The organism is Sphingomonas mesophila, from assembly GCF_003499275.1.
Taxonomy (GTDB): domain Bacteria; phylum Pseudomonadota; class Alphaproteobacteria; order Sphingomonadales; family Sphingomonadaceae; genus Sphingomicrobium; species Sphingomicrobium mesophilum.
In genome coordinates, this window is sequence record NZ_QWDF01000001.1 from 366,351 (window position 1) to 391,276 (window position 24,926).

Below are 24,926 nucleotides of genomic sequence, written 5' to 3' on the forward strand. Positions count from 1 at the left end.
GCGGCCGGCCAAGGATAGAATGGAATTCCGGCAATGGCGAACCCACTCGCCGCTTCGCCGCCGCCTCGCCCGGCCGAGCCTGCGGCGGACCCCAGGTCACCGCCGCGCCGCCAGGACTCGCGTCACACCTATGGCGCGATCGACCTCGGCACCAATAATTGCCGCCTGCTGATCGCCCGGCCGACCGGCGACAATTTCACCGTCGTGGATGCTTTTTCCAGGGTTGTCCGCCTGGGCGAGGGCTTGAGCGTCACGGGACGACTTGGGCAGGACGCGATGGACCGCGCGGTTGCGGCGCTAGCCATTTGTGCCGACAAGCTCCGCCGCCGCCATGTCACTCTGGCTCGCTCGGTCGCGACCGAGGCCTGCCGCCGCGCTGCGAACGGACGCGAGTTCGCCGAGCGGGTGCGCCGCGAAACCGGGATCGCGATGGAGATTATCGCGCCGCAGGAGGAAGCGCGGCTGGCCGTCCTCGGCTGCCACAAGCTGCTCGAGCCGGGCGACGGGCCGGCGCTGATCTTCGACATCGGCGGCGGCTCGACCGAACTGGTGCTGGTCGAGCCGGGTGAGGACGACCGCCCGCCGCGCATCCGCGCCTGGTGGTCGGCGCCGTGGGGCGTGGTGTCGCTGACCGAAAGCGAGAGCGTCGGCGCAAGCGACGGCGACAATCGGTTCGAGGCCTATGCGCGGATGAAAGCGCGGGCCAAGGACAGCTTCTCGCGCTTTGCCGAGATCCTCCCCGCCGACCGCGACGGCATCCGGCTGCTCGGGACGTCTGGCACGGTCACCACGCTGGCGAGCGTGCACCTTGCGCTGCCGAGCTACGATCGGCGCGCGGTCGACGGGCTGCATGTGCCGATCGACGACATGCGGCGGATCTCGACGATGATCGCCGAGATGGATTTCGGCGGTCGTTCGAGCGTGCCGTGCATCGGCGCCGAGCGCGCCGACCTGGTGGTCGCCGGCTGCGCCATCCTCGAGGCGATCCTCGACATCTGGCCGGCCGACCGGCTAGGCGTGGCCGATCGCGGCATCCGCGAGGGCATCTTACGCTCGATGATGGCCAACGACGGCTATCCGGTATGAGCCGCGCCGGCGGCGGACCGCACACCCGCGTCAAGACCGCCAAGGGGCGCAAGGTCAGCTCGACCCGCTGGCTCGAGCGCCAGCTCAACGACCCCTATGTGAAGCGCGCCAAGGCCGACGGCTACCGCAGCCGTGCCGCCTACAAGCTGATCGAGCTCGACGAGCGGTTCGGTCTGCTCAAAGGGGTCGGCGCAGTGGTCGATCTCGGCATCGCTCCGGGCGGCTGGAGCCAGGTCGTGCGCCGCCGCTCGCCCAAGGCGGCAATCGCGGGCATCGACCTGCTAGCCACCGACCCGCTCGACGGCGTCGCGATTCTGCAGATGGACTTTATGGACGATGACGCGCCCGCCCGACTGCGCGAAGCGCTCGGCCACGATCAGGCCGATCTGGTGATGAGCGATATGGCGGCCAACACCGTAGGCCACCCGCAGACCGATCATCTGCGCACGATGGGGCTGGTCGAGGCCGGGCTGGAGTTCGCGACGCAGATCCTGCGTCCGGGCGGCGCATTCGTTGCCAAGGTGCTGGCAGGCGGCGCCGACAACCATCTCGTTGCCGAGCTCAAGCGCCATTTCACCACCGTGAAGCACGCCAAGCCGCCGGCCAGCCGGAAGGGCTCGAGCGAATGGTATGTCGTGGCCCAGGGCTTCAAGGGCCCCGCGCAGGCCTAGCCGGCGCGACCCCGCGCTGCGGCGATTGCCTGCTTGAGCGCATCGTAGCCGGCGGCCGAATTGATGACGGTGTCGCCGACCACGAACAACGGCGTTCCGGTCGCTCCAAGCTGGCCGGCCAGCGCCATGTTTTTGCGGATCTCGGCCTCGACATCGGAAGATTGCGCGTCGGCGGGCGACAAGGCGAGGGCGTTGGCGACGCGTGAAATGGCGCCAGGCGTCGGGCGCCCGGCTTCGGACAGAGCGTCGTGGAATGCGGCGAACTTGCCGGCGCGCGAGGCGGCCAGCGCAACCCGCGCAGCGGCAATGCTGTCGGGCCCGAGGATCGGTAGCTCGCGATAGACCACGCGAAGCCCCTTGTCCTCGGCGAGAAGCCGCTCGATGTCGGGATTGGACTTGCGGCAATATCCGCACGCGTAATCGTAGAAATAGGTCATCGTCGCGGTCGGCTTGGCGGCGCCCTTCCACGATGAAGCAAACGGCGTTTCGAGCGCCGCCCGGATCGGGCCGATTGCCGCACTCGCCTGCTTGGCCTTCAGCGCGTCGCTCGCTGCGACCAGCGCTTCCGGATCGCGCATAAGCCCCTCGCGGACGATGCGCGGGCCAAGCCATTGCGGAAGGATCGCGATCAGCAGGACGGCGGTCAGCACGGCGCCGACCAGTCCGCCGATCAGCCCGGCCTTCCAGGGCGCACGCGCGCGGTCGCTCATTTGTCCGACTTGCCCTTCTTCTTGTCCTTGTCGAGCTCGGCCTGGCTGACGAGCGCGATGTCCTGCGCGCGCAGATAATCGGGCGTTCCCGAGGGAATGCCGGCCATCGCCATGCGCGCGCTGGCCAGCGCAAGCTTCGGCTTGCCTTCGAGGTTGCGGCTCTCGGCCATCGCCAGCGCGGCACGCGCGCGGTCGCCGAGCCGCTCGTAAATCATGCCGAGCTGGAGCCAGGCGAACGGATTCTCATTGTCGCGCCCGACCGCCGCCTTGAGCACGTCGAGCGCCTCGGCGAGGTTTTTCGACTGCTCGGTGGCGACCAGCGCATGGCCGAGCGTGACCGCGATCATCGGCTGGTCAGGTGCCAGTGCGACCGCCTTGCGCAAGAGCGGCAGCGCCTCGCTCGGGCGGCCGCTTTCGAGCAGGATCTGGCCCTTGAGCTCGAGGAAGAAGGGATCGTTCGGCGCGGTCGCGATCAGCGCATTGGCTTCGCTCAGCGCTTTCTCCGGATAGGCGCCGAGGTGATAGGCGTAAGCGCGGGCATAATGCCCCGGAACGCTGCGGTCGGATTCGGGATAGAGCGTCGGCGCATTCTTCGAATTGACGTAGCCGACCAGCTTGGCCTTGACCCGCTGGAAGCGTGCCTCGAGCGCCGGGTCAGTCGGCCGGTTCCACGCCGGATCGCGCTGGTAGATTTCGGACAGCGCCTGGATCCGCTCCTGGCTCAGCGGGTGAGTCCGGTCGTAACTGTCCTTGGCATAGACCGCGAGGCGATATTCCTGGGTCTGCAGCTTCTTGAAGAAATCGATACTCCCGCGGCCGCTGATCGCGGACTTTGCGAGATAGGCGGCACCGGCGGAGTCGGCCGAGCTCTCCTGGGCTCGGGTGAAGGACATCAGATTGCCCATCGCGGCGCGCTGGCCGGCCATCATCACCCCCATCCCCGCATCCGGAGCGCCGGCCGCCGCGGCAGCGATCCCGAGCAGGACCGACAGCAAGGTGATCGCGGTCGCCGAGCGGACGCCCTCGCCCATGCGGATCTGGACGCCCTGGACGACGTGGCCGAGCTCGTGAGCGATGACGCCCTGGAGCTGATTGGCGTTGTCGGCCTTCTCGATCAGCCCGGTGTGGACATAGACCACCTGGCCCTGGGCGACGAACGCGTTGATGTCGTTATCATGGATGAGGACAATCTTGACGTTCTCGGGCCTGAGCCCGGCTGCTTCGATCAATGGCTTGGACAGGTCGCGGAACAGCAGTTCGGTCTCGCTGTCGCGTAGGATCTGCTGGGCCGCTGCCGGCTGGACCGCGGTGCACACCACGGCCAGCCACAGCATGAGGAGGCCGGCAAGGCGGGAGGGGCGCGGGCGCATGGCGCGCTGTCCCACTCCCGGCCTGAACCGTCGATGAAACCGGCTGGCGCTAGCCAAACGTCCTCTGCCACCAGCCGCGACGGGTTTCGCTACCCGACTCGTCGGTCACCTCATCCGCCGCGGCGGCGGCCGGCGCAGGTTCCGCGGGCGGCGGCGCCTCGTCGCTCGCCTTGGCGCGCGAGCGGCGGGCCTTGGGGCGCGCAGTCTCGAGTGCAGCCGCGGCCTCGACCGGCTCTGGGCTTACGCTCGGCGCTTCGGCGACGGCTTTGGCCCGGCTGCGGCGCTTCGGCTTCTCGGCCTCCGCCTCAACCGCAGCGGGAGCCTCACTCGGCACCTCCGAAGCCTGGGCAGCGGGCGTGGTCGGTCCCTTCGCGCGCGGACGGCGGCGGGTCTTGGGCGCGCTCTGCTCGGCCGCAGGCTCGAGCGGTTCGGCGTCGGCGACGACCGGCTCGACCATCGGCTGCTCGTCCGTAGCGATCGCCTGCTCTGCGCCCTCGGCGCGATCGGCGCCGGCACCGCGCGAGCGGCCGCCACGGCGTCCACGGCGCTTGGCGCCGCCCTCTTCAGGTAGGTTCTCGCGGTCGGTTGGCGACGCAGCTTCCTCGGCCGGCTCGTCCGCGGCGCGATCGGCACCCGTCTCGCCGCGCTCGCCATCCTCGTCGGAGCGATTGCGGTTGCGGCCGCGTCCGCCGCGACGCCGCCGCCGGCGCTTGCGGCCGTCGCGATCGTCATCGCTGGAGGTGTCTCGGCTCGGACGACGGTCGGAATCGCCCCGCTCGTCGACCTCTTCCTCGTCCTCGACCGGCTCGTCGAATTCCTCGATGTCGTCGTCCTCGTCGATGTCGACTTCGGGCTGAGCGGTCGGGCGCGGCGCGGGAACCGGCCGAGCGCCGCTGCTGTCGACGCTCATCCGGGCGCCTTCCATCGACTCGTCGATCAGCACCTCGACCATGACGCCGTAGCGGGTCTCGATCTCGGCCAGTTCGGCGCGCTTGCGGTTGAGCAGATAGACCGCCGCCTCGCGCCCGGCGCGCAGCGTGATCCGGTCGCCGCGGCCGCGCGCCGCTTCGTCCTCGATGATGCGCAGTGCGCTGAGGCCGGCCGAGCTGGCGGTGCGCATGAGGCCGGTGCCCTCGCAATGCGGGCAAGCCTTGGTCGATGCCTCGAGCACGCCGGTGCGCAGGCGCTGGCGGCTCATCTCCATCAGCCCGAAGCTCGAAATGCGGCCGACCTGGATGCGCGCGCGGTCGTTCTTCAGCGCGTCCTTCATCGCCTTCTCGACCTTACGGACGTGGCTGTTCTGCTCCATGTCGATGAAGTCGATGACGACCAGTCCGGCCATGTCGCGCAGCCTCAGTTGACGCGCGATTTCGGCTGCCGCCTCGAGGTTGGTGGCAAACGCGGTCTGCTCGATATTATGCTCGCGCGTAGCCCGGCCGGAGTTGATGTCGATCGACACCAGCGCCTCGGTCGGGTTGATCACCAGGTAGCCGCCGCTCTTCAGCTGGACGACCGGCTGGTACATCGCCGACAATTGGTCCTCGACGCCGTAGCGTTGGAAGATCGGAGTCGCCTCGGCGTAGGAGCGCACGCGCTTGACGTGGCTCGGCATCAGCAGCTTCATGAAGCCGCGCGCCGCCTTGTAGCCGTCCTCGCCCTCGACGATGACCTCGTCGATCTCCTTGTTGTAGAGGTCGCGGATGGCGCGTTTGACGAGGTCGCTGTCGCGGTAGATCAACGCCGGCGCGCTGCTCGTCAGCGTCTTCTCGCGGATTTCGTCCCACAGCCGGGCGAGATAGTCGAAGTCGCGTTTGATCTCGACCTTGGTCCGCTCGAGCCCGGCGGTGCGCACGATCAGCCCCATCGTCGACGGCAGCTTGAGGTCGCTCATGATCGACTTCAGCCGCTTGCGGTCGGCGCCGTTGGAGATCTTGCGCGAAATGCCGCCGCCGTGGCTGGTGTTGGGCATCAGCACGCAATAGCGTCCGGCGAGGCTGAGGTAGGTGGTCAGCGCCGCGCCCTTGTTGCCCCGCTCCTCCTTGACGACCTGGACCAGAAGCACCTGGCGGCGCTGAATGACGTCCTGGATCTTGTAGCGGCGGCGCAGCGCCTGGCGCTTCTTGCGCAACTCGTCGGCGGCGCTTTCGTCGACCGGCGAGCGGCTGCTCCCGGTGCCGACGGTCGAGCCGTTGGAGCCCTCGCCGTTCTCGCCGTGATCGTCGTCCTCGCCGACCTCCTCGGGGCGATCGTCGGTGCCGTCGTCCTCGTGGTGCGGATCGAGGCTCTCGTCGTCGGATTCGTAGCGCAGCCGCTCTTCCTCGGCGGCGTGCTCCGCTTCCTCGCGTAGCAGCGCTTCGCGGTCGGCCTTGGGGATTTGGTAATAATCGGGGTGAATCTCGCTGAACGCGAGGAACCCATGGCGATTGCCGCCATATTCGATGAACGCCGCCTGCAGCGACGGTTCGACCCGTGTCACCTTGGCGAGATAGATATTTCCTTTGAGCTGCTTGTGCTCGGCGGATTCGAAGTCAAGCTCCTCGATCCGGCTTCCCTTGACGACCGCGACCCGAGTTTCCTCCGGGTGGCGCGCATCGATCAGCATGCGCATGGACATTGAATATTCTCCGGGCGCGCCGCCGCCTTGTGAGGGCCGGGCGCGCGATTGTTGCAGCCGGCGATACAACGCCGGCGTGATTTGCGGGATATGCGTCTGCTGCGCGCGCCAATCCGGACATATCCGGAGCGGACGCCATCACCCGGCCCTTAAGGCACGGTCGGGTGGCATCCTGTGGCATCATGCAGCGTCAACCTCGTGAAGTCCGCGCCGCGGAGCAGCGCAGGCCCGCGCGTCGCCGGCGGGCGATAGCGGGTTAGCACCCGGGGGGCCGGGGAGCAATCGAAACACGCGGCCCCTTGCCCGCTAGGCCAAGGGTGCCCGATAGGAAGGCGATGAACCCGGGCCGCCTTCACTTGTGCGCCACGCTCGCAATGGCCTTTTCGCTTGCTGCATGTAGCGGCAGCGAGGGCAGTGACGACGCGCTGCTCGGCGAAGCGCGGCGCGGCGGGGTCACCGTCGCCCTCGGCGAACCGGTACGCGACGTGGCGATCAGCGAGGCGCGCATTCCGGGCCGCCCGATCGTGCTGATCGACCCGGGCCACGGCGGCACCGATCCCGGCGCGAGCGGCCTGTCGGGCACCGCCAGCGAGAAGGAGCTGACCCTCGCCTTCGCGCGCGAGCTTCGCGCCCGCCTGGTTGAAGGCGGCCGGGTGCGCGTCGCGCTGACCCGCGACACCGACCGCACTTTGTCGCTCGAGCAGCGCGCCGAGCTCGCCCGTCGCATCGGCGCTGCTTTGTTCATCTCGGTGCACATGGACAGCGCGCCCAACCCGCTCGCCCGCGGCGCCAGTGTCTACTCCCTCTCCGATGTCGCGTCCGACAGCGAGGCAGCGCGCTTCGCCCGGGTCGAAAACGCCGCCGGCGGGGCGCTGACCAGCGAAGCCGGCTCCAGCGTCCGCTACATTCTGTCCGATCTCGCGCTACGCGACCAGATGGCGGCCTCGGCGGCGCTTGCCGAGCGGCTGATCCGCTCGAGCCGAGGACGGGTCCTGCTTCGCCCCGAGCCCCACCGCTTCGCCGCCTTCCACGTCCTGCGCCGCTCGGAAGTGCCGGGCGTATTGTTCGAGGCCGGCTACATCAGCAACGCCGAGGACGAGGCCGTGCTGCTCACGCCCGAAGGCCGCGCGCCGATCGTCGCAGCGTTGGCACGGGCGATAGAGATCGAGGGCGCGCTCATCGCACGCGGCCGCTAAAGCGCCTTTGCCGGGCCGGGGGAAGCGGCTAGACGAGCGAGCGACCATGCCAAGCCTCACTGCCCCGTTGACCGCGATCGGCAACCGCCTGCCCGATCTCGTCGCCTTCAACCAGCGGATCCGCGACCGGCTCGATCCGCTGTGGCGGCGCACCTGGCTGCGCCGGCTGACCTGGGCGGCGGTCGCGGCCTTTCTCATCGGCATCGTCACCTTCGTCTACTTCTCGGCCACGCTGCCGAGTGCGCAGACGCTGCTCGCCTATCAGCCGCCGCTGCCGAGCAACGTCCGCGGCTACGACGGCAATCCCGTCCAGACCTTCGCTCGCGAGCGCCGGGTCGAGCTGTCGTTCGACGAATACCCCCCGCTGATCGTCAACGCCTTCATCTCGGCCGAGGACAAGACCTTCTTCAGCCACGGCGGGCTCGACTATCCGGGGCTGACCAAGGCGGTGTTCAACTACACCCTCAACGTCGGCCAGGGCGGGCGCGTGCCGGGCGGATCGACGATCACCCAGCAGGTCGCCAAATATCTGCTCCAGGACGACGAATATGCCGTCAGCCGCAAGATCCGCGAGATGATCCTCGCCTTCCGGCTCGAGGATACGCTGTCGAAGGAACAGATTTTCGAGCTTTATCTCAACTCCATCTTCCTCGGCCGCAACGCCTACGGCATCCAAGCCGCCAGCCGCGCCTATTTCGACAAGGACGTCAGCGAGCTTACCCTGCCCGAAGCGGCCTATCTGGCGATCCTGCCCAAGGCGCCGTCGAACTACGATCCGATCCGCGCCACCAGCCGCGCACTCGCCCGCCGCAACTACGTGCTCGGCGAGATGGCCAAGAACGAGTTCATCAGCGACTCCCAGCGCGTTGCCGCCGCTGCTGCCCCGCTCGGCACCATTCCCTATGGAAGCAACGAGAAATTCCGCCAGATGGGCGGCTATTTCATGGAGGAGGTGCGGCGCGACCTCATCCGCCGCTTCGGCGAAAAGGCCGAGGACGGTCCCAACAGCGTCTATGCCGGCGGCCTGTGGGTGCGCAGCTCCATGGTCCCGGTGATGCAGGATGCCGCCGCAGAGGCGCTGCGAGAGGGTCTCGCGCGGTTCGACGGCGGCCGCGGCTGGCGCGACACCGGGCTGACGATCCCGATCGACGGCGACTGGGCGGCGCAGCTTCGCAGCGCGGCGCTTGGCACCGGCTTTCCCGATTGGCGCAAGGCAGTGGTCCTCGCGAAAGCCTCCGGCTCGGCGACGATCGGCTTCGCCAACGGCGAGCGCGGCACCATCCCGGCGGGCAACGCCCAGCAGCCAAAGAAGGGCGGGGGCGGGAGCGCCTTCTCCAACCTTCGGCCGGGCATGATCGTAATCGCCAAGAAGGTCGGCGGCGAGACCTATGCGCTGCGCTCGATCCCGGAGATCGGCGGCGCGTTCCTGGCGCAGGAAGTCAACACCGGCCGCGTGCTGGCGATGCAGGGCGGGTTCGACGTGGTCGGATCGTCCTACAATCGCGCCACCCAGGCCAAGCGCCAGCCGGGCTCGGCGTTCAAGCCGATCGTTTACGTCACCGCGCTCGAGAACGGCATGACGCCGGCCTCGATCTTGGTCGATTCGCCGTTTTGCGTGTGGCAGGGCGCCGGCCTCGGCAACAAATGCTTCCGTAATTTCGACGGCCGCTATGCCGGTCCCAAGACGATGCGCTGGGGGGTCGAGCAATCGCGCAACCTGATGACCGTGCGCGCCGCCTCGCAGGCCGGAATGCCGAAGGTCATCGAGAACGCCAAGAAGCTCGGGGTCGGCGATTATCCCAATTATCTGTCGATCGCGCTCGGCGCCGGCGACACCACCATGCTCAACATCGTGAATTCCTACGCCGTCCTCGCCAACCAGGGCCGCGAGGTGCGGCCGTCGATCATCGACTTCGTCCAGGACCGCAACGGCAAGGTCATCTTCCGCACCGACAACCGTTGCCAGGTGATGCAGGGCTGCAAGGCGCGCGACTGGAACGGCCAGGCGATGCCGCGTCCGCCTTCGCGCCAGCGCCAGCTGCTCGATCCGCAGGCCGCCTACCAGATGGTCCACATCCTCGAAGGCGTGGTCGAGCGCGGCACCGCGACCACGCTGCGCAGCCTCGACCGGCCGCTGTTCGGCAAGACCGGGACGACCAGCGGACCGACCAACGTGTGGTTCATCGGTGGAACGCCCGAGGTCGTCGCCGGAGTCTATCTCGGCTACGACCAGCCGCGCCCGATGGGCCATGCGGCGCAGGGCGGGCGCGTCGCGGCGCCGGTGTTCAAGCAATGGGCCGAGGCGTCCTTGAAGGACATGCCCAAGCTTCCGTTCGTCGCGCCCGAAGGCATCCGCATGGTGCGCATCGACCGGGTCACCGGCAAGCGCGTCTTCGGCGCCTTTCCGACCGTCGAAGATCCCAAGTCGTCGGTGATCTGGGAGGCGTTCAAGCCCGAAACCGAACCGCGCCGCTCGTTCCGCCGCGAGGAGCGCGCCGAGGTCGATCGCCGGTCCGCCGCCGCCGTACGGCGCCCGCGCCCGGCGCGCGCCGAGCGGGCGCAGCGGCCGGCGCCGCCGAGGGACGACTTCTTGCAAAGGCAAGACGGGATTTACTAGAGGCCCGCAGGAACCCCGTTCTTCCCGCGAACGGATTTGGGAAGGATAACCATGCGCGCTGAAGCGCAAGCCCATATCGACCAGATCAAGGCGGCGGTGCAATTGCTGCGCCGCTTCCTCGACTGGGACGTCGCCCACAAAAGGCTGGCCGAGCTCAACGCCAAGGTCGAGGACCCCAGCCTGTGGGACGATCCCAAGGCCGCGCAGGAGGTGATGCGCGAGCGCCGCCGGCTCGAGGAAGCGATCGGCGCGACCGCCAAGACCGAGAGCGAGCTCAAGGATACCGTCGAGCTGATCGAGATGGCCGACGCGGAAGGGGACGACGGGCTGGTCGACGATGGCGTCCAGGCGTTGGCCGAGCTTGCCGAGCGGGCCGAGCGTGACAAGGTCGCCGCCCTGCTCGCCGGCGAAGCCGACGCCAACAACAGCTATGTCGAGATCAACAGCGGCGCCGGCGGGACCGAATCCAACGACTGGGCTTCGATGTTGCTGCGTATGTACACGCGCTGGGGCGAGCGCCACGGCATGAAGGTCGAGATGGTCGACCATCATTCGGGCGAGCAGGCCGGGATCAAGTCGGCCACGATCCTGATCAAGGGCGAGAACGCCTATGGCAATCTCAAGGTCGAGGGCGGAGTCCACCGGCTGGTCCGGATCAGCCCCTACGACAGCTCGGCGCGGCGCCACACCAGCTTTGCCAGCGTGTGGGTCTATCCCGAGGTCGACGACGACATCGACATCGAGATCAACGAGAGCGAGCTCAGGGTCGACACCTATCGCGCCAGCGGCGCCGGTGGCCAGCACGTCAACACGACGGACAGCGCGGTGCGGATCACCCACATCCCCACCAACATCGTCGTCCAGTGTCAGAACCAGCGCAGCCAGCACAAGAACCGCGCGGAGGCGATGAAGCAGCTCAAGGCCCGCCTTTACGAGGTCGAGCTTCAGCGGCGCGAAGCGGAGGCCGACGCCAGCGCGGCCAACAAGACGGACATCGGCTGGGGCCACCAGATCCGTTCCTACGTCCTGCAGCCCTATCAGCTGGTCAAGGACCTTAGGACCGGAGTCACCTCGACCGCGCCAGGCGACGTGCTCGACGGCGATCTCGACCGGTTCATGGCCGCCGCGCTGTCGCAGCGGGTGACCGGCGAAAAGGTCGACGTCGAAGATGTCGACTAGGCTCGTCCTCTTCCTCTTCGCGGCAGCCGCGCTCGGCGCGTGCCGCGGCGAGGAGCCGGACGTCTTTCCGGAAGCCCACCGCCCGGTCGCACCGATCATATCCGACGCCTTCTCGACCGAGGATGCGCGTGACCGGGTCGGCGAGGCGGATGCGGTGATCGCCTTTGCCGGGGTGAAGCCGGGCATGTCGGTCGCCGACATCGGCGCCGGCGAGGGCTATTACACCGTGCGCCTGTCGCCCGTGGTCGGACCGCGCGGGCGCGTATTGGCGCAGGACATCGACGCCGATACCCGCGACCGTCTCGCGCTCCGGGTCCAGCGCGAAGGGCTCGACAATGTGTCGGTGCGCCTCGGCCTGCCCGCCGACCCGCGGCTTCCGCCCGCCAGCTTCGATCGGATCTTCCTCGTCCACATGTACCATGAGGTGACCGAGCCCTACGCCTTCCTTTGGCACCTCGTCGCCGGGCTCAAGCCGGGCGGGCTGGTGGTGGTGGTCGACGCCGACCGACCGGTCGAACGCCACGGCATGCCGCCGGCCCAGCTCGATTGCGAACTCGGTTCGATCGGGCTCGAACGAGTCGCCCGCGCGCCGGTGGTCGGGACGGACAGCTACATGGCGGCTTATCGTGCCGCTCGCCCGCGACCGCGGCCGGCGGCGATCACACCTTGCAAGTGACGGCGCGGCTTTAAAGCAGCCCCATCGCCCGCATCGACCGGTAGTCGGTCCCGGCGATCACCAGATGGTCGACCACCGTGAGGTCCATCGCCTCGCCGACCAGCGAGAGCCGCCGCGTGACCGCGCAATCCTCCGCGCTCGGCGTGGCGTCGCCGGAGGGGTGGTTGTGCGCGAGCAGCAGGCCGCTGCTGCCGTGGAGCGCAGCGTCGACCAGGATCTGCCGGAGCGGAACGGTTGCGCCGGTCTCGGCCCCGTCATGGCGGCTGAGGTGGACGCAGCGCGCCGCATCGTCGACGTGGGCGATCCACAGATGCTCGCGCATCGGGTCGCTCTCGGCGAGAAGCCCGGCGAAGAACCGCCGGGCCGCCTCAAGCCCGTCCAACCGCAGCGATTCGGCACGCTGATAGAACATCGCCGCAAGCTAGGCCTCAGACCGGTGCCGCGGCGAGCGGAGACGAATCCCTTACCGGCGAGACTCTGTCCAAAACGGCGCAATGCCGCTTGCCCGCGCCGGTCGGGCGGCTAGGCTGAAGCGATGCGTCAATATCTCGATCTGATGGCGCGGGTGCTCGCCGAGGGCGTCCCGCAGGCCGACCGCACCGGCACCGGAACGCTGAGCCTGTTCGGGGCGCAGATGCGCTTCGACCTCGCCGACGGCTTCCCGCTGGTAACGACCAAGAAGCTGCACTTGCGGTCGATCATCGTCGAATTGCTGTGGTTCCTGAAGGGCGACACCAACGTCCGCTGGCTGCAGGAGAACAAGGTCAGCATCTGGGACGAATGGGCCGACGAAGCGGGCGACCTCGGTCCGGTCTACGGCAAGCAGTGGCGGCGCTGGGAAGCCGCCGACGGGCGCGAGATCGACCAGATCGCAGGCTTGGTCGAGACCATCCGCAAGGACCCGACGTCGCGGCGCCAGATCGTCACCGCCTGGAACCCCGGCGAGATCGGCCAGATGGCGCTGGCGCCGTGCCACTGCCTGTTCCAAACCCAGGTTGCGGCGGGCCGCCTCAACCTCCAGCTCTATCAGCGCAGCGCCGACCTTTTCCTCGGCGTGCCGTTCAACATTGCCTCCTACGCCCTGCTGACCCACATGCTGGCGCGCGAATGCGGGCTCGAGCCGGGGGTATTCGTGTGGACCGGGGGCGACGTCCACCTCTATTCCAACCACCTCGATCAGGCGCGGCTGCAGTTGAGCCGCGAGCCGCGCGAGTTGCCCAGGCTGGTCATCGCCGAGCGCGGGCAGGGGCTGTTCGACTATCAGCCCGGCGACTTCTCTTTCGAGGGCTACGAGCCCCATCCCCACATTTCCGCGCCGGTCGCGGTTTGAGCGGTTGCAAAAGGGCGACGCATCTGAAAATTACACAGGTGGAATGAACTTCGTGGCGTATGCGGCGTTCGTTCAGCGCACAGGACAGGAGAAAGAGTGATGCTTCGTAAAGTGACCACCATGATGCTGATTTCGAGCGGGCTCATCCTCGCCGCCTGCAACACCGTCCGCGGCGCCGGTGAGGACGTCAAATCGGTCGCCAACTGCACCGAGAACGCGATCAACAACGGCCAGTGCTAAGCTAGGCCGAAATCCGCGAAGATTTCCGACCCCGCCGGGCGCAAGTCCGGCGGGGTTTTTCGTACTGTCAGTTTATCCGAGCGGCGATCTGCCGTAGCGTCTCGGCCAGCCCCGCGTGGCGGGTTTCGGCGGCGAGCGCGGTAAGGCGGGCGGCGAGGGACGCGTCCCGGGCGCTCTGCGCGAGCCGGGCGTCGGTGTCGGCAAGCGCGGCTTCGAGACGGGCGCCGAACGCCGGGTCGAGCGTTCCCGCGCGGCGCAGCTGGTCGGCGTAGGCGCGGGCGACGACCGTGACGGCCGGCCAGCGCACCGGATATTGCTGCTGTGGGTTGAAGCTCGGACCGACGTCGGCCAGCGCGGCGGCGGCGATCTCATTTGCGCTGAGCATCGCGCTGGGCTTGAGCGCCAGCACGTCGAGCCCGCGCGCGATCTCGGTCGCGTAGATCCGCCCGCGGTAATAATAGGCCGACCAGTGCCCGCCGAGCACGTCGCGCTTGGCATCGATCGGGCCGCGGTCGAAGTACCCGATCTCGGTCGGCGCGGCGCTGTTGGTGAAATCGAACACCGAAATCCCGCCCTGGTACCACGCCTGGACCATGATATCGCGGCCCGGCACCGGGATCAGCGAGCCGTTGTGGGCGACGCAATTTTCGGTCTCCGACTGGGCCGCGGCGAGCTTGTAGGTGGCGCGGCGGACGAGCTTGCCGTCGACCACGTCGTATAGTGCATTGGCGCCCCAGTCGCGGCGGTCCTGGTTGCGGCAGCGCGGGCGCGACCCGCCGCCCCATTCGTCGGTGAAGATGACCTTGCTGCCGTCATTGTTGAAGGTCGCCGAATGCCAGTACGCGAAGCCGGGATCGGCGACGACGTCGATCCGGCGGGGCTTCATCGGGTCGGAGATGTCGAAGATGATGCCGTTGCCCGCGCAGGCGCCGGCGGCGAGCTTGCGCGCCGGCAGCACTGTGATGTCGTGGCACTGGTCGGTGAGCCGCGTTTCCTGCGTGTCCTTGCCATGATCGCCGCCGCGCCACAGTCCGGCAAGCTCGCCGGTGCGCGGGTCGGCGAACACCGCCGGGCTGTCGACGATCCGCGCCGCGGCCGGATTGGCGACCGGGATCTCGACCACGTCGATCCGGAAATAGCTGCTGTTGCCCGACGCTTCGGGGACGCAGCCGGCAAGCTCCTCGCGCTTGCGCACGTTGGCGGTGCCCGAGACATAGACCAGGATCCGCCCGTCGCCCTCCGGTCCCTTGACGATCGAATGGGTGTGACTTCCGCGGCAGGTCTGGACCAGCCCGACCTGGCGCGGCCGGGCGATGTCGGAAATGTCGAAGATGCGGATGCCGCGGAAGCGCTCGCGGCTGACGTCGTCGGCGACGCCCTGAGCGCCGCAGTCGAGCCGCCCGCGGTTCTGCTCGACCGACATGATCAGCAGGTTGCCGATCACCGACACGTCGCCCTGGCCGCCGGCGCAGACCACCGAGCCGAGCTGGACCGGAACCCCGTCGGAGCCGAGCCGGTAAGTATTGAAGCCGTGGTAATTGCCGACGAACAGCCGGTCGCCGGCGAACGCCATGTCGGTCTGGGCGAAGCTCAGCAGCGGCGAGCGGTCGCTCCATTCGGTCTTGTCGTTCAACTGGCCGTCGTCGCGGAATGGATCGAGCGTCGGCTTGACGCCCTTCTTCGCCTTCGGCGGCGGCAAATTGGCGGGATTGACCGGGTCGAAGAAGCCCGGCGGCTTGGGCAGGGCCGCGACCAGCGTCAGGTTGGAAATCGCCTGGCCCGCATTGCGGAAGCCCGGCTTGAGGCCCTCGCGCGGATCGGCGGCGAGGGTCGCGGCGAGCGCGTCCATGCGCTTGATCTCGGCGCTCTGCTCGTTCTTCACGTCGCTGGTGAACTGATACAGCACCGGGTCATAGGCCGCGCCGGGGCTTTCGAGCAGTTCCTCGACCATCTTCAGCGCGCCGGCGTGGTGCGCGGTCATCAGCTGGAGGAACAAGCGGTCGAATTCGCGGCCCTTGGCGGCGCGCAGCCGCGCCATCTGCTCGGGGCTGGCCATTCCCGCCATGGTGATTGCGCCATGATGATGGTGGCCGGCGGCCATCGGCGGCGGCGTCACCCCGCGCGCGGCGAGCCACGCCGTCATGAACTTCATCTCGTCGCGCTGCGAGGCGAGGATCCGGTTGGCGAGCTCGAGGATCGGCTTGTTAGCGGTGCCCGATGGCGCCAGCTCGGCCATCTCCACCGCCTGGCGGTGATGGTGGAGCATCGCGCCCATGAACTCCACGTCGGCAGCGGTGAAGCGGGTGTTGGCGACCCGGGATGCTTCCTCCGGCGTCAAAATGCGCGGCGCCGCGCCGGGCGCTCCGGGCTGGACGATCGGGACGGCAAAAGCTGGGGCGGCAAGCGCCGCAAGCGTGGTTCCAACAAGCAACGCAACACACCGGACCGCCATGTTTTTCCTCGCGAATCGTGAGGGGAGGAGCCTAGGGGGTCGCGCCGCAAAGGGAAGGCAGGCCTTTGTGCCGGTGAGCTCGGAGGGGACGGCGCAGCGGGCCCCGGTAAAGAAAAGGCCGCCGCCCGGGGTGGGCGACGGCCTGTATCTTCAGGTCGGAGAAGGACTTACTCCCCGGTTTTCACTTCGGTTTCGGCGTCGGTGAGATAGTCACCGGCGTCAGCATCGGTGCCGTGGCCCGAGGGGACGACCGCGGCGAGCGGGTCCTCTCCGCCGGTGCTCTCGTCGCGCGCGTTGCGGGCGAGCTCGGCCTGGTGCTGCTCCTCGGCATTGTCGGGCGCGATCAGCGCTTCGGCGAGCTTGCGCTGCTGGGCGCGGAGCGACGCGTCGCGGCTCGAGGCGGCGACCCGCAGGCGGTTCATGCCGGCACCGGTCCCGGCCGGGATCAGGCGGCCGACGATGACGTTCTCCTTGAGGCCGTTCAGGATATCGACCTTGCCCTGCACCGAGGCTTCGGTGAGGACCCGGGTGGTCTCCTGGAACGACGCCGCCGAGATGAAGCTGCGGGTCTGCAGGCTCGCCTTGGTGATGCCGAGCAGCACGGGCTTGCCGATCGCCGGCTTCTGCTTCTTGGTCAGCTTGCTATTCTGGTCGTCCATTTCCTCGCGGTCGACCTGCTCGCCGGCGAGCAAGGTGGTGTCGCCGCCGTCGGTGATCTCGACCTTCTGCAGCATCTGGCGAACGATCACCTCGATGTGCTTGTCGTTGATCTTGACGCCCTGCAAGCGATAGACCTCCTGGATCTCGGCGACGAGATATTCGGCCAGCGCCTCGACCCCCAGCACCTCGAGGATGTCGTGCGGATCGGGTGAGCCGCCGACGAGGTTGTCGCCGCGCTTGACGTAATCGCCTTCCTGGACGTCGATCACCTTCGACTTGGGGACCAGATATTCGACCGGGTCGCCGCCGTCCTCGGGGAGGATGGCGATCTTCCGCTTGGCCTTATAGTCCTTCATGAAGGTGACCTTGCCCGAGACCTTGGCGATGATCGCATTCTCCTTGGGCTTGCGGGCCTCGAACAGCTCCGCCACCCGCGGCAGACCGCCGGTGATGTCGCGCGTCTTGGCCGCTTCGCGCGGCAGGCGGGCGAGCACTTCGCCGGCCTGGACTTCCATCCCGTCCTCGACCGCGACGATGGCGCCGGTGGCGAGGCGATAGACGGCGTCCTCGCCCTTGCCCTTGGCGGTCAGCGTCAGGCGCGGGCGAAGGTCGTCCTTCTTGGCCTTGGCCATGTCCTCGGTGACGACGCGCTGGGAGATGCCGGTCGACTCGTCGGTCTGCTCGGTCATCGTCCGGTTCTCGATCAGATCCTGGTAGCGGATCGTGCCGGCGCGCTCGGTGATGACCGGCGCGAACGACGGATCCCACTCGGCAATGCGGTCGCCGCGGCTGACGATGTGGCCGCTCTCGCACAGCAGATGCGCGCCATAGGGCACGCGGTGGGTCGAGAGCTCGCGACCGTCCATGTCGAGGATCGCGATTTCGCCCGAGCGCGACAGCGACACGTGGCGGCCGCGCGGATCCTGGATGGTCGGCATGTCGCGCAGCTCGACGGTGCCGTCGACCGGCGCTTCGAGGTTGGACTGCTCGTTGAGCTGCGCCGCGCCGCCGATGTGGAACGTCCGCATGGTGAGCTGCGTGCCCGGCTCGCCAATCGACTGGGCGGCGATCACGCCAACCGCCTCGCCGATATTGACCGGCGTGCCGCGCGCGAGATCACGCCCGTAGCACTTGCCGCACACGCCCTGCTTGGCGGCGCACACCAAAGGCGAGCGGATCTTCATGCCCTGCAGCCCGAGCTCCTCGATCTGCAGCACCATCGCCTCGTCGAGCAGCTGGCCCTCCTTGATGATCGTCTCGCCGCTCTTGGGATCGACGATGTCCTCGGCGGTTGTCCGGCCGAGCACGCGGTCGCCCAATGAGGCGATCACCGCGCCGCCCTGGACGATGGCGCGCATCTCGAGCATCCGGTCGGTGCCGCAATCCTCCTCGACGATCACCGCGTCCTGCGACACGTCGACCAGTCGGCGGGTGAGATAGCCCGAGTTGGCGGTCTTGAGCGCGGTGTCCGCGAGGCCCTTGCGGGCGCCGTGGGTCGAGTTGAAATATTCAAGGACGGTGAGGCCTTCCTTGAAGTTCGAGATGATCGGGGTCTCGATGATCTCACCCGACGGCTTGGCCATCAGCCCGCGCATGCCGGCGAGCTGCTTGATCTGCGCCTGGCTACCGCGGGCGCCGGAGTGGGCCATCATGTAGATCGAGTTGGTCGGCAGTTCGCGGCCGTCCTCGCCCTTCTTCACCGACGAGATTTCCTTCATCATCTCGCTGGCGACGCGGTCGCCGCAACGCGACCAGGCGTCGATCACCTTGTTGTACTTTTCCTGCTGGGTGATCAGGCCGTCCTGATACTGCTGCTCATAGTCCTTCACCAGGCCGCGGGTCTCGTCGACCAAAGCTTCCTTGGCCGGCGGGATGACCATGTCGTCCTTGCCGAAGCTGATCCCGGCCTTGAACGCGTGGCGGAATCCGAGCGCCATGATGGCGTCGGCGAACAGCACCGTCTCCTTCTGGCCGGTGTGGCGATAGACGATGTCGATGACGTCGCCGATTTCCTTCTTGGTGAGCAAGCGGTTGACAGTTTCGAACGGCACCTTGTGGCTCTTCGGCAGGGTCTCGCCGAGCAGCATCCGGCCGGCGGTCGTCTCGAACCGCTTCATAAACTGCTTGCCCGCCTCGTCGGTCTGCGGGACCCGGCTGACGATCTTGGTGTGCAGCGTGACCGCTCCGGCGGCGAGGGCTTGGTGGACCTCGGCCATGTCGGCCAGCATCATTCCTTCGCCCGGCTCGCCTTCCTTCTCCATCGACAGGTAGTAGAGGCCCAGCACCATGTCCTGCGACGGCACGATGATCGGCTTGCCGTTGGCCGGCGAGAGGATGTTGTTGGTGCTCATCATGAGCACGCGGGCCTCGAGCTGCGCCTCGAGCGACAGCGGCACGTGGACCGCCATCTGGTCGCCGTCGAAGTCGGCGTTGAACGCGGCGCAGACCAAAGGATGAAGCTGGATTGCCTTGCCCTCGATCAGCACCGGCTCGAACGCCTGGATGCCGAGGCGGTGGAGCGTCGGCGCGCGGTTCAAGAGCACCGGATGCTCGCGGATCACCTCGTCGAGGATGTCCCAGACTTCCTTGCGCTCCTTCTCGACCCACTTCTTGGCCTGCTTGAGGGTCATGCTGAGACCCTTGGCGTCGAGCCGCGAGTAGATGAACGGCTTGAACAGCTCCAAAGCCATCTTCTTCGGCAGGCCGCACTGGTGAAGCTTCAATTCCGGGCCGGTGACGATCACCGAGCGGCCCGAATAGTCGACCCGCTTGCCGAGCAAATTCTGGCGGAAGCGGCCCTGCTTGCCCTTGAGCATGTCGCTCAAGGACTTCAGCGGGCGCTTGTTGGCACCGGTGATGGTGCGGCCGCGCCGGCCATTGTCGAACAGCGCGTCGACCGCTTCCTGGAGCATGCGCTTTTCGTTGCGGACGATGATGTCCGGAGCGCGCAGCTCCATCAGCCGCTTGAGGCGGTTGTTGCGGTTGATCACCCGGCGATAGAGGTCGTTGAGGTCCGACGTCGCGAAGCGGCCGCCGTCCAGCGGCACCAGCGGGCGAAGCTCGGGCGGGATGACCGGAACGACGTCGAGGATCATCCACTCCGGGCGGTTGCCCGAATCGATGAAGCTCTCGACCACCTTGAGGCGCTTGATGATCTTCTTGGGCTTGAGCTCCGACTTGGTCTCGGCGAGCTCCTTCAGGAGCTCTTCGCGCTCGCCCTCGAGGTCGAGGTCGATAAGCATGGTCTTGACCGCCTCAGCGCCGATCCCGGCGGAGAAGGCGTCCTCGCCATATTCATCCTGCGCGGCGAGCAGTTCGTCCTCGGTGAGGAGCTGGAACTTCTCGAGCGGGGTGAGGCCCGGCTCGATCACCACATAGCTCTCGAAATAGAGAATCCGCTCGAGCTGCTTCAACTGCATGTCGAGCAGCAGGCCGATGCGCGACGGCAGCGACTTCAGGAACCAGATGTGCGCGACCGGCGCGGCGAGCTCGATATGGCCCATGCGCTCGCGGCGGACCTTGGAGACGGTGACCTCGACCCCGCACTTCTCGCAGACGATGCCCTTGTACTTCATGCGCTTGTACTTGCCGCACAGGCACTCGTAGTCCTTGATCGGACCGAAGATGCGGGCGCAGAACAGGCCGTCGCGCTCGGGCTTGAACGTGCGGTAATTGATGGTCTCGGGCTTCTTGATCTCGCCGAACGACCACGAGCGGATGCGGTCCGGCGAGGCGATCCCGATCTTGATCTGGTCGAAGGTCTCCGGCTTGGCCACCGGGTTCGCGAAGTTGGTCAGCTCGTTCATAATCTTCTTAACTCCATCCCCCTCCCGCTGGCGGGAGGGGCTAGGGGAGGGCATGTTGCTCTCCGGGAGGGGCCCTTCACCGGCCCGCTCCCGGAGCATTGATCACTCCGCGGCGATCGCGGTCGGCTCGTCGGCTTCGTCGGCTAGGCTCTCGAGATCGACCGACAGGCCGAGCGAGCGCATTTCCTTGACCAGCACGTTGAAGCTTTCCGGAATGCCGGCCTCGAACGTGTCGTCGCCCTTGACGATCGCCTCGTAGACCTTGGTCCGGCCGATCACGTCGTCCGACTTCACGGTCAGCATTTCCTGCAACGTGTAGGCGGCGCCGTAGGCCTGCAGCGCCCACACCTCCATTTCGCCGAAACGCTGGCCGCCGAACTGCGCCTTGCCGCCCAGCGGCTGCTGGGTGACCAGGCTATACGGCCCGATCGAACGCGCGTGGATCTTGTCGTCGACGAGGTGGTGCAGCTTGAGCATGTAGATGTAGCCCACCGTCACCTTGCGGTCGAACGGCTCGCCGGTGCGGCCGTCGAACAGGGTCACCTGGCCCGAACGGTCGAGCCCGGCCTTGTCGAGCATGTCGGACACATCGCTCTCGCGGGCCCCGTCGAACACCGGCGTGCCCATCGGGATGCCGCCGACGAGGTTCTGCGCTAATTCCATGACGCTGGTCTCGTCGCGGGCGTCGATCTCGGCCGCATAGGCCTCGCCGTAGACGTCCTTGAGCTTGGCGCGGACCGCCTTGATGTCCTTGCCGGCCAGATCCTTGCCGTCCTCGTGCATGCTCTCGAGCATCTCGCCGATCTGCTTGCCGAGGCCGCGCGCGGCCCAGCCCAGGTGGGTCTCGAAGATCTGCCCGACGTTCATGCGCGACGGCACGCCCAGCGGGTTGAGCACGATGTCGGCGTGCGTCCCGTCCTCGAGGAACGGCATGTCCTCGATCGGCAGGATGCGGCTGATCACGCCCTTGTTGCCGTGACGGCCGGCCATCTTGTCGCCCGGCTGAAGCTTGCGCTTCACCGCGACGAACACCTTGACCATCTTGAGCACGCCCGGGGCGAGCTCGTCGCCCGCCTCGACCTTGCCGATGCGGTCCTCGAGCCGGCGGTTGATCGTCTGGACGGCCTCGTCATACTGGACCTTGAGGGCCTCGAGGTCGGCTTGGCGCTTGTCGTCCTTGACCGCGATCTTCCACCAGTCGAAGCGCTCCGCCTCGTCGAGCGTGCCGGCATCGAGCGTCGCACCCTTCTTGATGCCCTTGGGCACCGCGGTCGCGACCTGGCCGAGCAGCATTTCCTTCAACCGGGCGAAGGTCGCGCGGTTGAGGATCGCCTTCTCGTCGTCGGCGTCCTTCCTGAGCCGATCCTTCTCCTCGCTCTGGATGGCGCGGGTACGGTCGTCGATGTCGATGCCGTGGCGGTTGAAGACGCGCACCTCGACCACCGTTCCGGACACGCCCGGCGGCAGGCGGAGCGAGGTGTCGCGCACGTCGCTGGCCTTTTCGCCGAAGATCGCGCGGAGCAGCTTTTCTTCGGGGGTCATCGGGCTTTCGCCCTTGGGCGTGATCTTGCCGCACAGGATGTCGCCCGGCTCGACCTCGGCGCCGATGTAGACGATGCCCGCCTCGTCGAGGTTGCGCAGCGCTTCCTCGCCGACGTTGGGGATGTCGCGGGTGATGTCCTCCGGCCCGAGCTTGGTGTCGCGGGCCATGACCTCGAATTCCTCGATGTGGATCGAGGTGAACACGTCGTCCTTGACGATGCGCTCGGAGATCAGGATCGAATCCTCGTAGTTATAGCCGTTCCACGGCATGAACGCGACCAGCACGTTGCGGCCGAGCGCAAGCTCGCCGAACTGGGTCGAGGGACCGTCGGCGATGATCTCGCCGGCCTCGACTGTGTCGCCCACCTTCACTAGCGGGCGCTGGTTGATGCAGGTGTTCTGGTTGGAGCGCTGGAACTTCATCAGCGTGTAGATGTCGACTCCGCTCTCGCCGGCGTGGATGCTGTCGCTGACGCGCACGACGATGCGGGTGGCGTCGACCTGGTCGACGATGCCGCCGCGGCGGGCGGCGATCGCCGCGCCGCTATCGCGCGCCACGGTCTCTTCCATGCCGGTACCGACCAGGGGCGCGTCGGCCTGCAGCAACGGCACCGCTTGGCGCTGCATGTTCGATCCCATCAGCGCGCGGTTGGCGTCGTCGTTCTCGAGGAACGGGATGAGCGATGCGGCGACCGACACGAGCTGCTTGGGCGAGACGTCCATCAGCGTGATCTGGTCGCGCGGAGCCATCAGGAAGTCGCCGGCCTGGCGGCTCGAGACGATTTCCTCGGCGAAGCCGCCCTTGGCATCGAGCTCGGCATTGGCCTGAGCGATGGTGTGCTTCTGCTCCTCCATCGCCGAGAGATAGACGACCTCGTCGCTGACCTTGCCGTCGATGACCTTGCGGTACGGCGTCTCGATGAAGCCGTACTTGTTGACCCGGCTGAAGCTGGCGAGCGAGTTGATGAGACCGATGTTCGGGCCTTCGGGGGTCTCGATCGGGCAGATCCGGCCGTAGTGGGTCGGGTGAACGTCGCGGACTTCGAAGCCGGCGCGCTCGCGGGTGAGGCCGCCCGGCCCGAGCGCCGAGACGCGGCGCTTGTGGGTGACTTCGCTGAGCGGGTTGGTCTGGTCCATGAACTGCGACAGCTGCGAGCTACCGAAGAACTCGCGCACCGCGGCGACCGCCGGCTTGGCGTTGATCAAGTCGTTCGGCATGACCGTCGACACGTCGACGCTGCTCATCCGCTCCTTGACCGCGCGCTCCATGCGCAACAGGCCGACTCGGTACTGGTTCTCGAGCAGCTCGCCGACCGAGCGGACGCGGCGGTTGGCGAGGTTGTCGATGTCGTCGATCTCGCCCTTGCCGTCCTTCAAATTCACCAGCTCCTGGACGACCGCGATGATGTCCTCGCGGCGCAGCGTGGTGACGGTGTCCTCGGCGTCGAGGCCGAGGCGCATGTTGAGCTTGACGCGGCCGACCGCGCTGAGGTCGTAGCGCTCGGGGTCGAAGAACAGGCCGTAGAACAAGGCGTCGGCGGTCTCGCGGGTCGGCGGCTCGCCGGGGCGCATGACGCGGTAGATATCCGCCAGCGCGCTGTCCTGCTCCTCCGACTTGTCGGCCTTCAGCGTATTGCGGATCCACGGGCCGGTGTTGACATAGTCGATGTCGAGCAGCTCGAGGCGGTCGGTGCCGGCCTTGTCGAGCAGTTCGAGATTCTCGGGCGTCACTTCGTCGCCCGCCTCGATGTAGATCTCGCCGGTCTTCTCGTTGATGAGGTCATAAGCCGAGAAGCGGCCGAAGATTTCCTCGGTCGGGATGAGCACGTTCTTGAGGCCGTCCTTGGCCGCCTTGTTGGCGAGCCGCGGGCTGATTTTCTCGTGACCCTTGAAGATCACTTCGCCGCTGTCGGCGTCGATCACGTCATGGTTGGGCTTCTGGCCGCGCCACGATTCGGCGGCATAGGGGATCTGCCAGCCGTTCTTGCCGCGCACATAGGTGACGCGGTTGTAGAAGGTGTTGAGGATGTCCTCGCTGGTCAGGCCGAGCGCGTGGAGCAGGGCCGTCACCGGGAGCTTGCGCTTGCGGTCGATGCGGACGTTGACGATGTCCTTGGCGTCGAACTCGAAGTCGAGCCAGCTGCCGCGATACGGGATGACCCGCGCGGCGAACAGATATTTGCCCGAAGCGTGGGTCTTGCCGCGATCATGATCGAACAGCACGCCCGGCGAGCGGTGCATCTGGCTGACGATGACACGCTCGGTGCCGTTGACGATGAACGTGCCGTTCTTCGTCATCAGCGGCATGTCGCCCATGTAGACGTCCTGCTCCTTGATATCGATCACCGACTTGGCCTCGGTGTCGGGATCGATCTCGAAGGTGGTGAGGCGCAGCGTGACGCGCATCGGCGCGGCATAGGTTAGTCCGCGCTGGCGGCACTCGTCGACGTCAAACTTGGGCTCCTCGAGCTCGTAATGGTCGAAGTCGAGGTGCGCGGTGCCGGCGAAATCCTGGATCGGGAACACCGAGCGAAGGGTCTTCTCGAGGCCCGAGACATAGCCGGTGGCCGGGTTGGAGCGAAGGAATTGCTCGTAGCTCTCGCGCTGAACCTCGATCAGGTTCGGCATCTCGCTGATCTCGTGGATGTTGCCGAAAATGCGGCGGATCCGACGCTGCTTGATGTTGCGGGCCTGGCTCGGCACGTCTTTCGCTTTGGTGGCCATGAAATTCCCTGCGCTCCGGGCGCACGAGCGTGCGCCCCTGGATTATGGTGCGG

At 67.3% G+C, this 24,926-nt stretch carries 15 protein-coding genes; 8 read left to right on the forward strand and 7 right to left on the reverse strand.

Going from position 1 to position 24,926, the window contains the following annotated elements:
- The first annotated feature begins 33 nt into the window (after positions 1 to 33).
- Together D0Z60_RS01895 and D0Z60_RS01900 are read left to right on the forward strand one after the other, a co-directional pair.
- Positions 34 to 1,086: a Ppx/GppA phosphatase family protein gene (locus tag D0Z60_RS01895; protein WP_118856539.1), complete on the forward strand. Its 1,053-nt coding sequence runs from the start codon at positions 34 to 36 to the stop codon at positions 1,084 to 1,086.
- Positions 1,083 to 1,757: an RlmE family RNA methyltransferase gene (locus D0Z60_RS01900; protein WP_118856541.1), complete on the forward strand. Its 675-nt coding sequence runs from the start codon at positions 1,083 to 1,085 to the stop codon at positions 1,755 to 1,757. The genes D0Z60_RS01895 and D0Z60_RS01900 overlap by 4 nt, the downstream gene beginning before the upstream one ends.
- Here the strand turns inward: D0Z60_RS01900 and D0Z60_RS01905 are convergent.
- The 3 genes from D0Z60_RS01905 to D0Z60_RS01915 all read right to left on the reverse strand — a co-directional run bounded on the left by D0Z60_RS01905 (position 1,754) and on the right by D0Z60_RS01915 (position 6,451).
- Positions 1,754 to 2,467, reverse strand: coding sequence for a DsbA family protein (locus D0Z60_RS01905; protein ID WP_118856543.1), 714 nt, complete (start codon positions 2,465 to 2,467; stop codon positions 1,754 to 1,756). The two genes, D0Z60_RS01900 and D0Z60_RS01905, sit on opposite strands and share 4 nt — an antisense overlap.
- A complete protein-coding gene (locus D0Z60_RS01910) occupies positions 2,464 to 3,801 on the reverse strand; it encodes a M48 family metalloprotease (protein ID WP_240325502.1) in 1,338 nt (445 codons plus the stop codon). The genes D0Z60_RS01905 and D0Z60_RS01910 overlap by 4 nt, the downstream gene beginning before the upstream one ends.
- An 85-nt stretch (positions 3,802 to 3,886) precedes the next feature.
- On the reverse strand, positions 3,887 to 6,451 hold the full coding sequence (locus tag D0Z60_RS01915; RefSeq protein WP_205421021.1) for an Rne/Rng family ribonuclease: 2,565 nt from the start codon (positions 6,449 to 6,451) through the stop codon (positions 3,887 to 3,889).
- Between the two features lie 335 nt (positions 6,452 to 6,786).
- Here D0Z60_RS01915 and D0Z60_RS01920 point away from each other — a divergent pair, with 335 nt between their 5' ends.
- Genes D0Z60_RS01920 through D0Z60_RS01935 form a run of 4 tightly spaced genes read left to right on the forward strand, consistent with a single transcriptional unit; the run spans position 6,787 to position 12,119 of the window.
- Complete coding sequence (locus D0Z60_RS01920; protein WP_118856547.1) at positions 6,787 to 7,647, forward strand: N-acetylmuramoyl-L-alanine amidase family protein; 861 nt, start codon at positions 6,787 to 6,789, stop codon at positions 7,645 to 7,647.
- A 46-nt stretch (positions 7,648 to 7,693) separates the two neighbouring features.
- Entirely contained in the window at positions 7,694 to 10,264 is a 2,571-nt protein-coding gene (locus D0Z60_RS01925; RefSeq protein WP_118856549.1) for a penicillin-binding protein 1A, read from the forward strand.
- Positions 10,265 to 10,315: 51 nt separating this feature from the next.
- Complete coding sequence (gene prfB / locus D0Z60_RS01930) at positions 10,316 to 11,443, forward strand: peptide chain release factor 2 (protein ID WP_118856552.1); 1,128 nt, start codon at positions 10,316 to 10,318, stop codon at positions 11,441 to 11,443.
- Positions 11,433 to 12,119 (forward strand): methyltransferase domain-containing protein, encoded by a 687-nt coding sequence (locus D0Z60_RS01935; RefSeq protein WP_118856554.1) that lies wholly within the window; start codon positions 11,433 to 11,435, stop codon positions 12,117 to 12,119. The genes prfB and D0Z60_RS01935 overlap by 11 nt, the downstream gene beginning before the upstream one ends.
- A 10-nt stretch (positions 12,120 to 12,129) precedes the next feature.
- On the opposite strand, the gene D0Z60_RS01940 is transcribed toward D0Z60_RS01935, so the two are convergent.
- Positions 12,130 to 12,531: a JAB domain-containing protein gene (locus D0Z60_RS01940; protein ID WP_118856556.1), complete on the reverse strand. Its 402-nt coding sequence runs from the start codon at positions 12,529 to 12,531 to the stop codon at positions 12,130 to 12,132.
- Positions 12,532 to 12,654: 123 nt separating this feature from the next.
- On the opposite strand from D0Z60_RS01940, the gene D0Z60_RS01945 reads away from it, so the two are divergent.
- Complete coding sequence (locus D0Z60_RS01945; RefSeq protein ID WP_118856558.1) at positions 12,655 to 13,449, forward strand: thymidylate synthase; 795 nt, start codon at positions 12,655 to 12,657, stop codon at positions 13,447 to 13,449.
- A 99-nt stretch (positions 13,450 to 13,548) separates the two neighbouring features.
- Positions 13,549 to 13,689, forward strand: a complete 141-nt coding sequence (locus D0Z60_RS01950) for an entericidin A/B family lipoprotein (protein ID WP_118856560.1) — start codon at positions 13,549 to 13,551, stop codon at positions 13,687 to 13,689.
- A 67-nt stretch (positions 13,690 to 13,756) separates the two neighbouring features.
- On the opposite strand, the gene D0Z60_RS01955 is transcribed toward D0Z60_RS01950, so the two are convergent.
- From D0Z60_RS01955 to rpoB, 3 genes are all read right to left on the reverse strand, one after another.
- Positions 13,757 to 16,120, reverse strand: a complete 2,364-nt coding sequence (locus D0Z60_RS01955) for a DUF305 domain-containing protein (RefSeq protein WP_338056169.1) — start codon at positions 16,118 to 16,120, stop codon at positions 13,757 to 13,759.
- A gap of 188 nt (positions 16,121 to 16,308) precedes the next feature.
- Positions 16,309 to 20,607 carry a DNA-directed RNA polymerase subunit beta' gene (gene rpoC, locus D0Z60_RS01960; RefSeq protein WP_118856566.1) on the reverse strand — a complete coding sequence of 1,433 codons (4,299 nt, stop codon included), beginning with the start codon at positions 20,605 to 20,607 and terminating at the stop codon, positions 16,309 to 16,311.
- Between the two features lie 102 nt (positions 20,608 to 20,709).
- Complete coding sequence (gene rpoB / locus D0Z60_RS01965) at positions 20,710 to 24,873, reverse strand: DNA-directed RNA polymerase subunit beta (RefSeq protein WP_118856568.1); 4,164 nt, start codon at positions 24,871 to 24,873, stop codon at positions 20,710 to 20,712.
- Positions 24,874 to 24,926 lie beyond the last annotated feature (53 nt).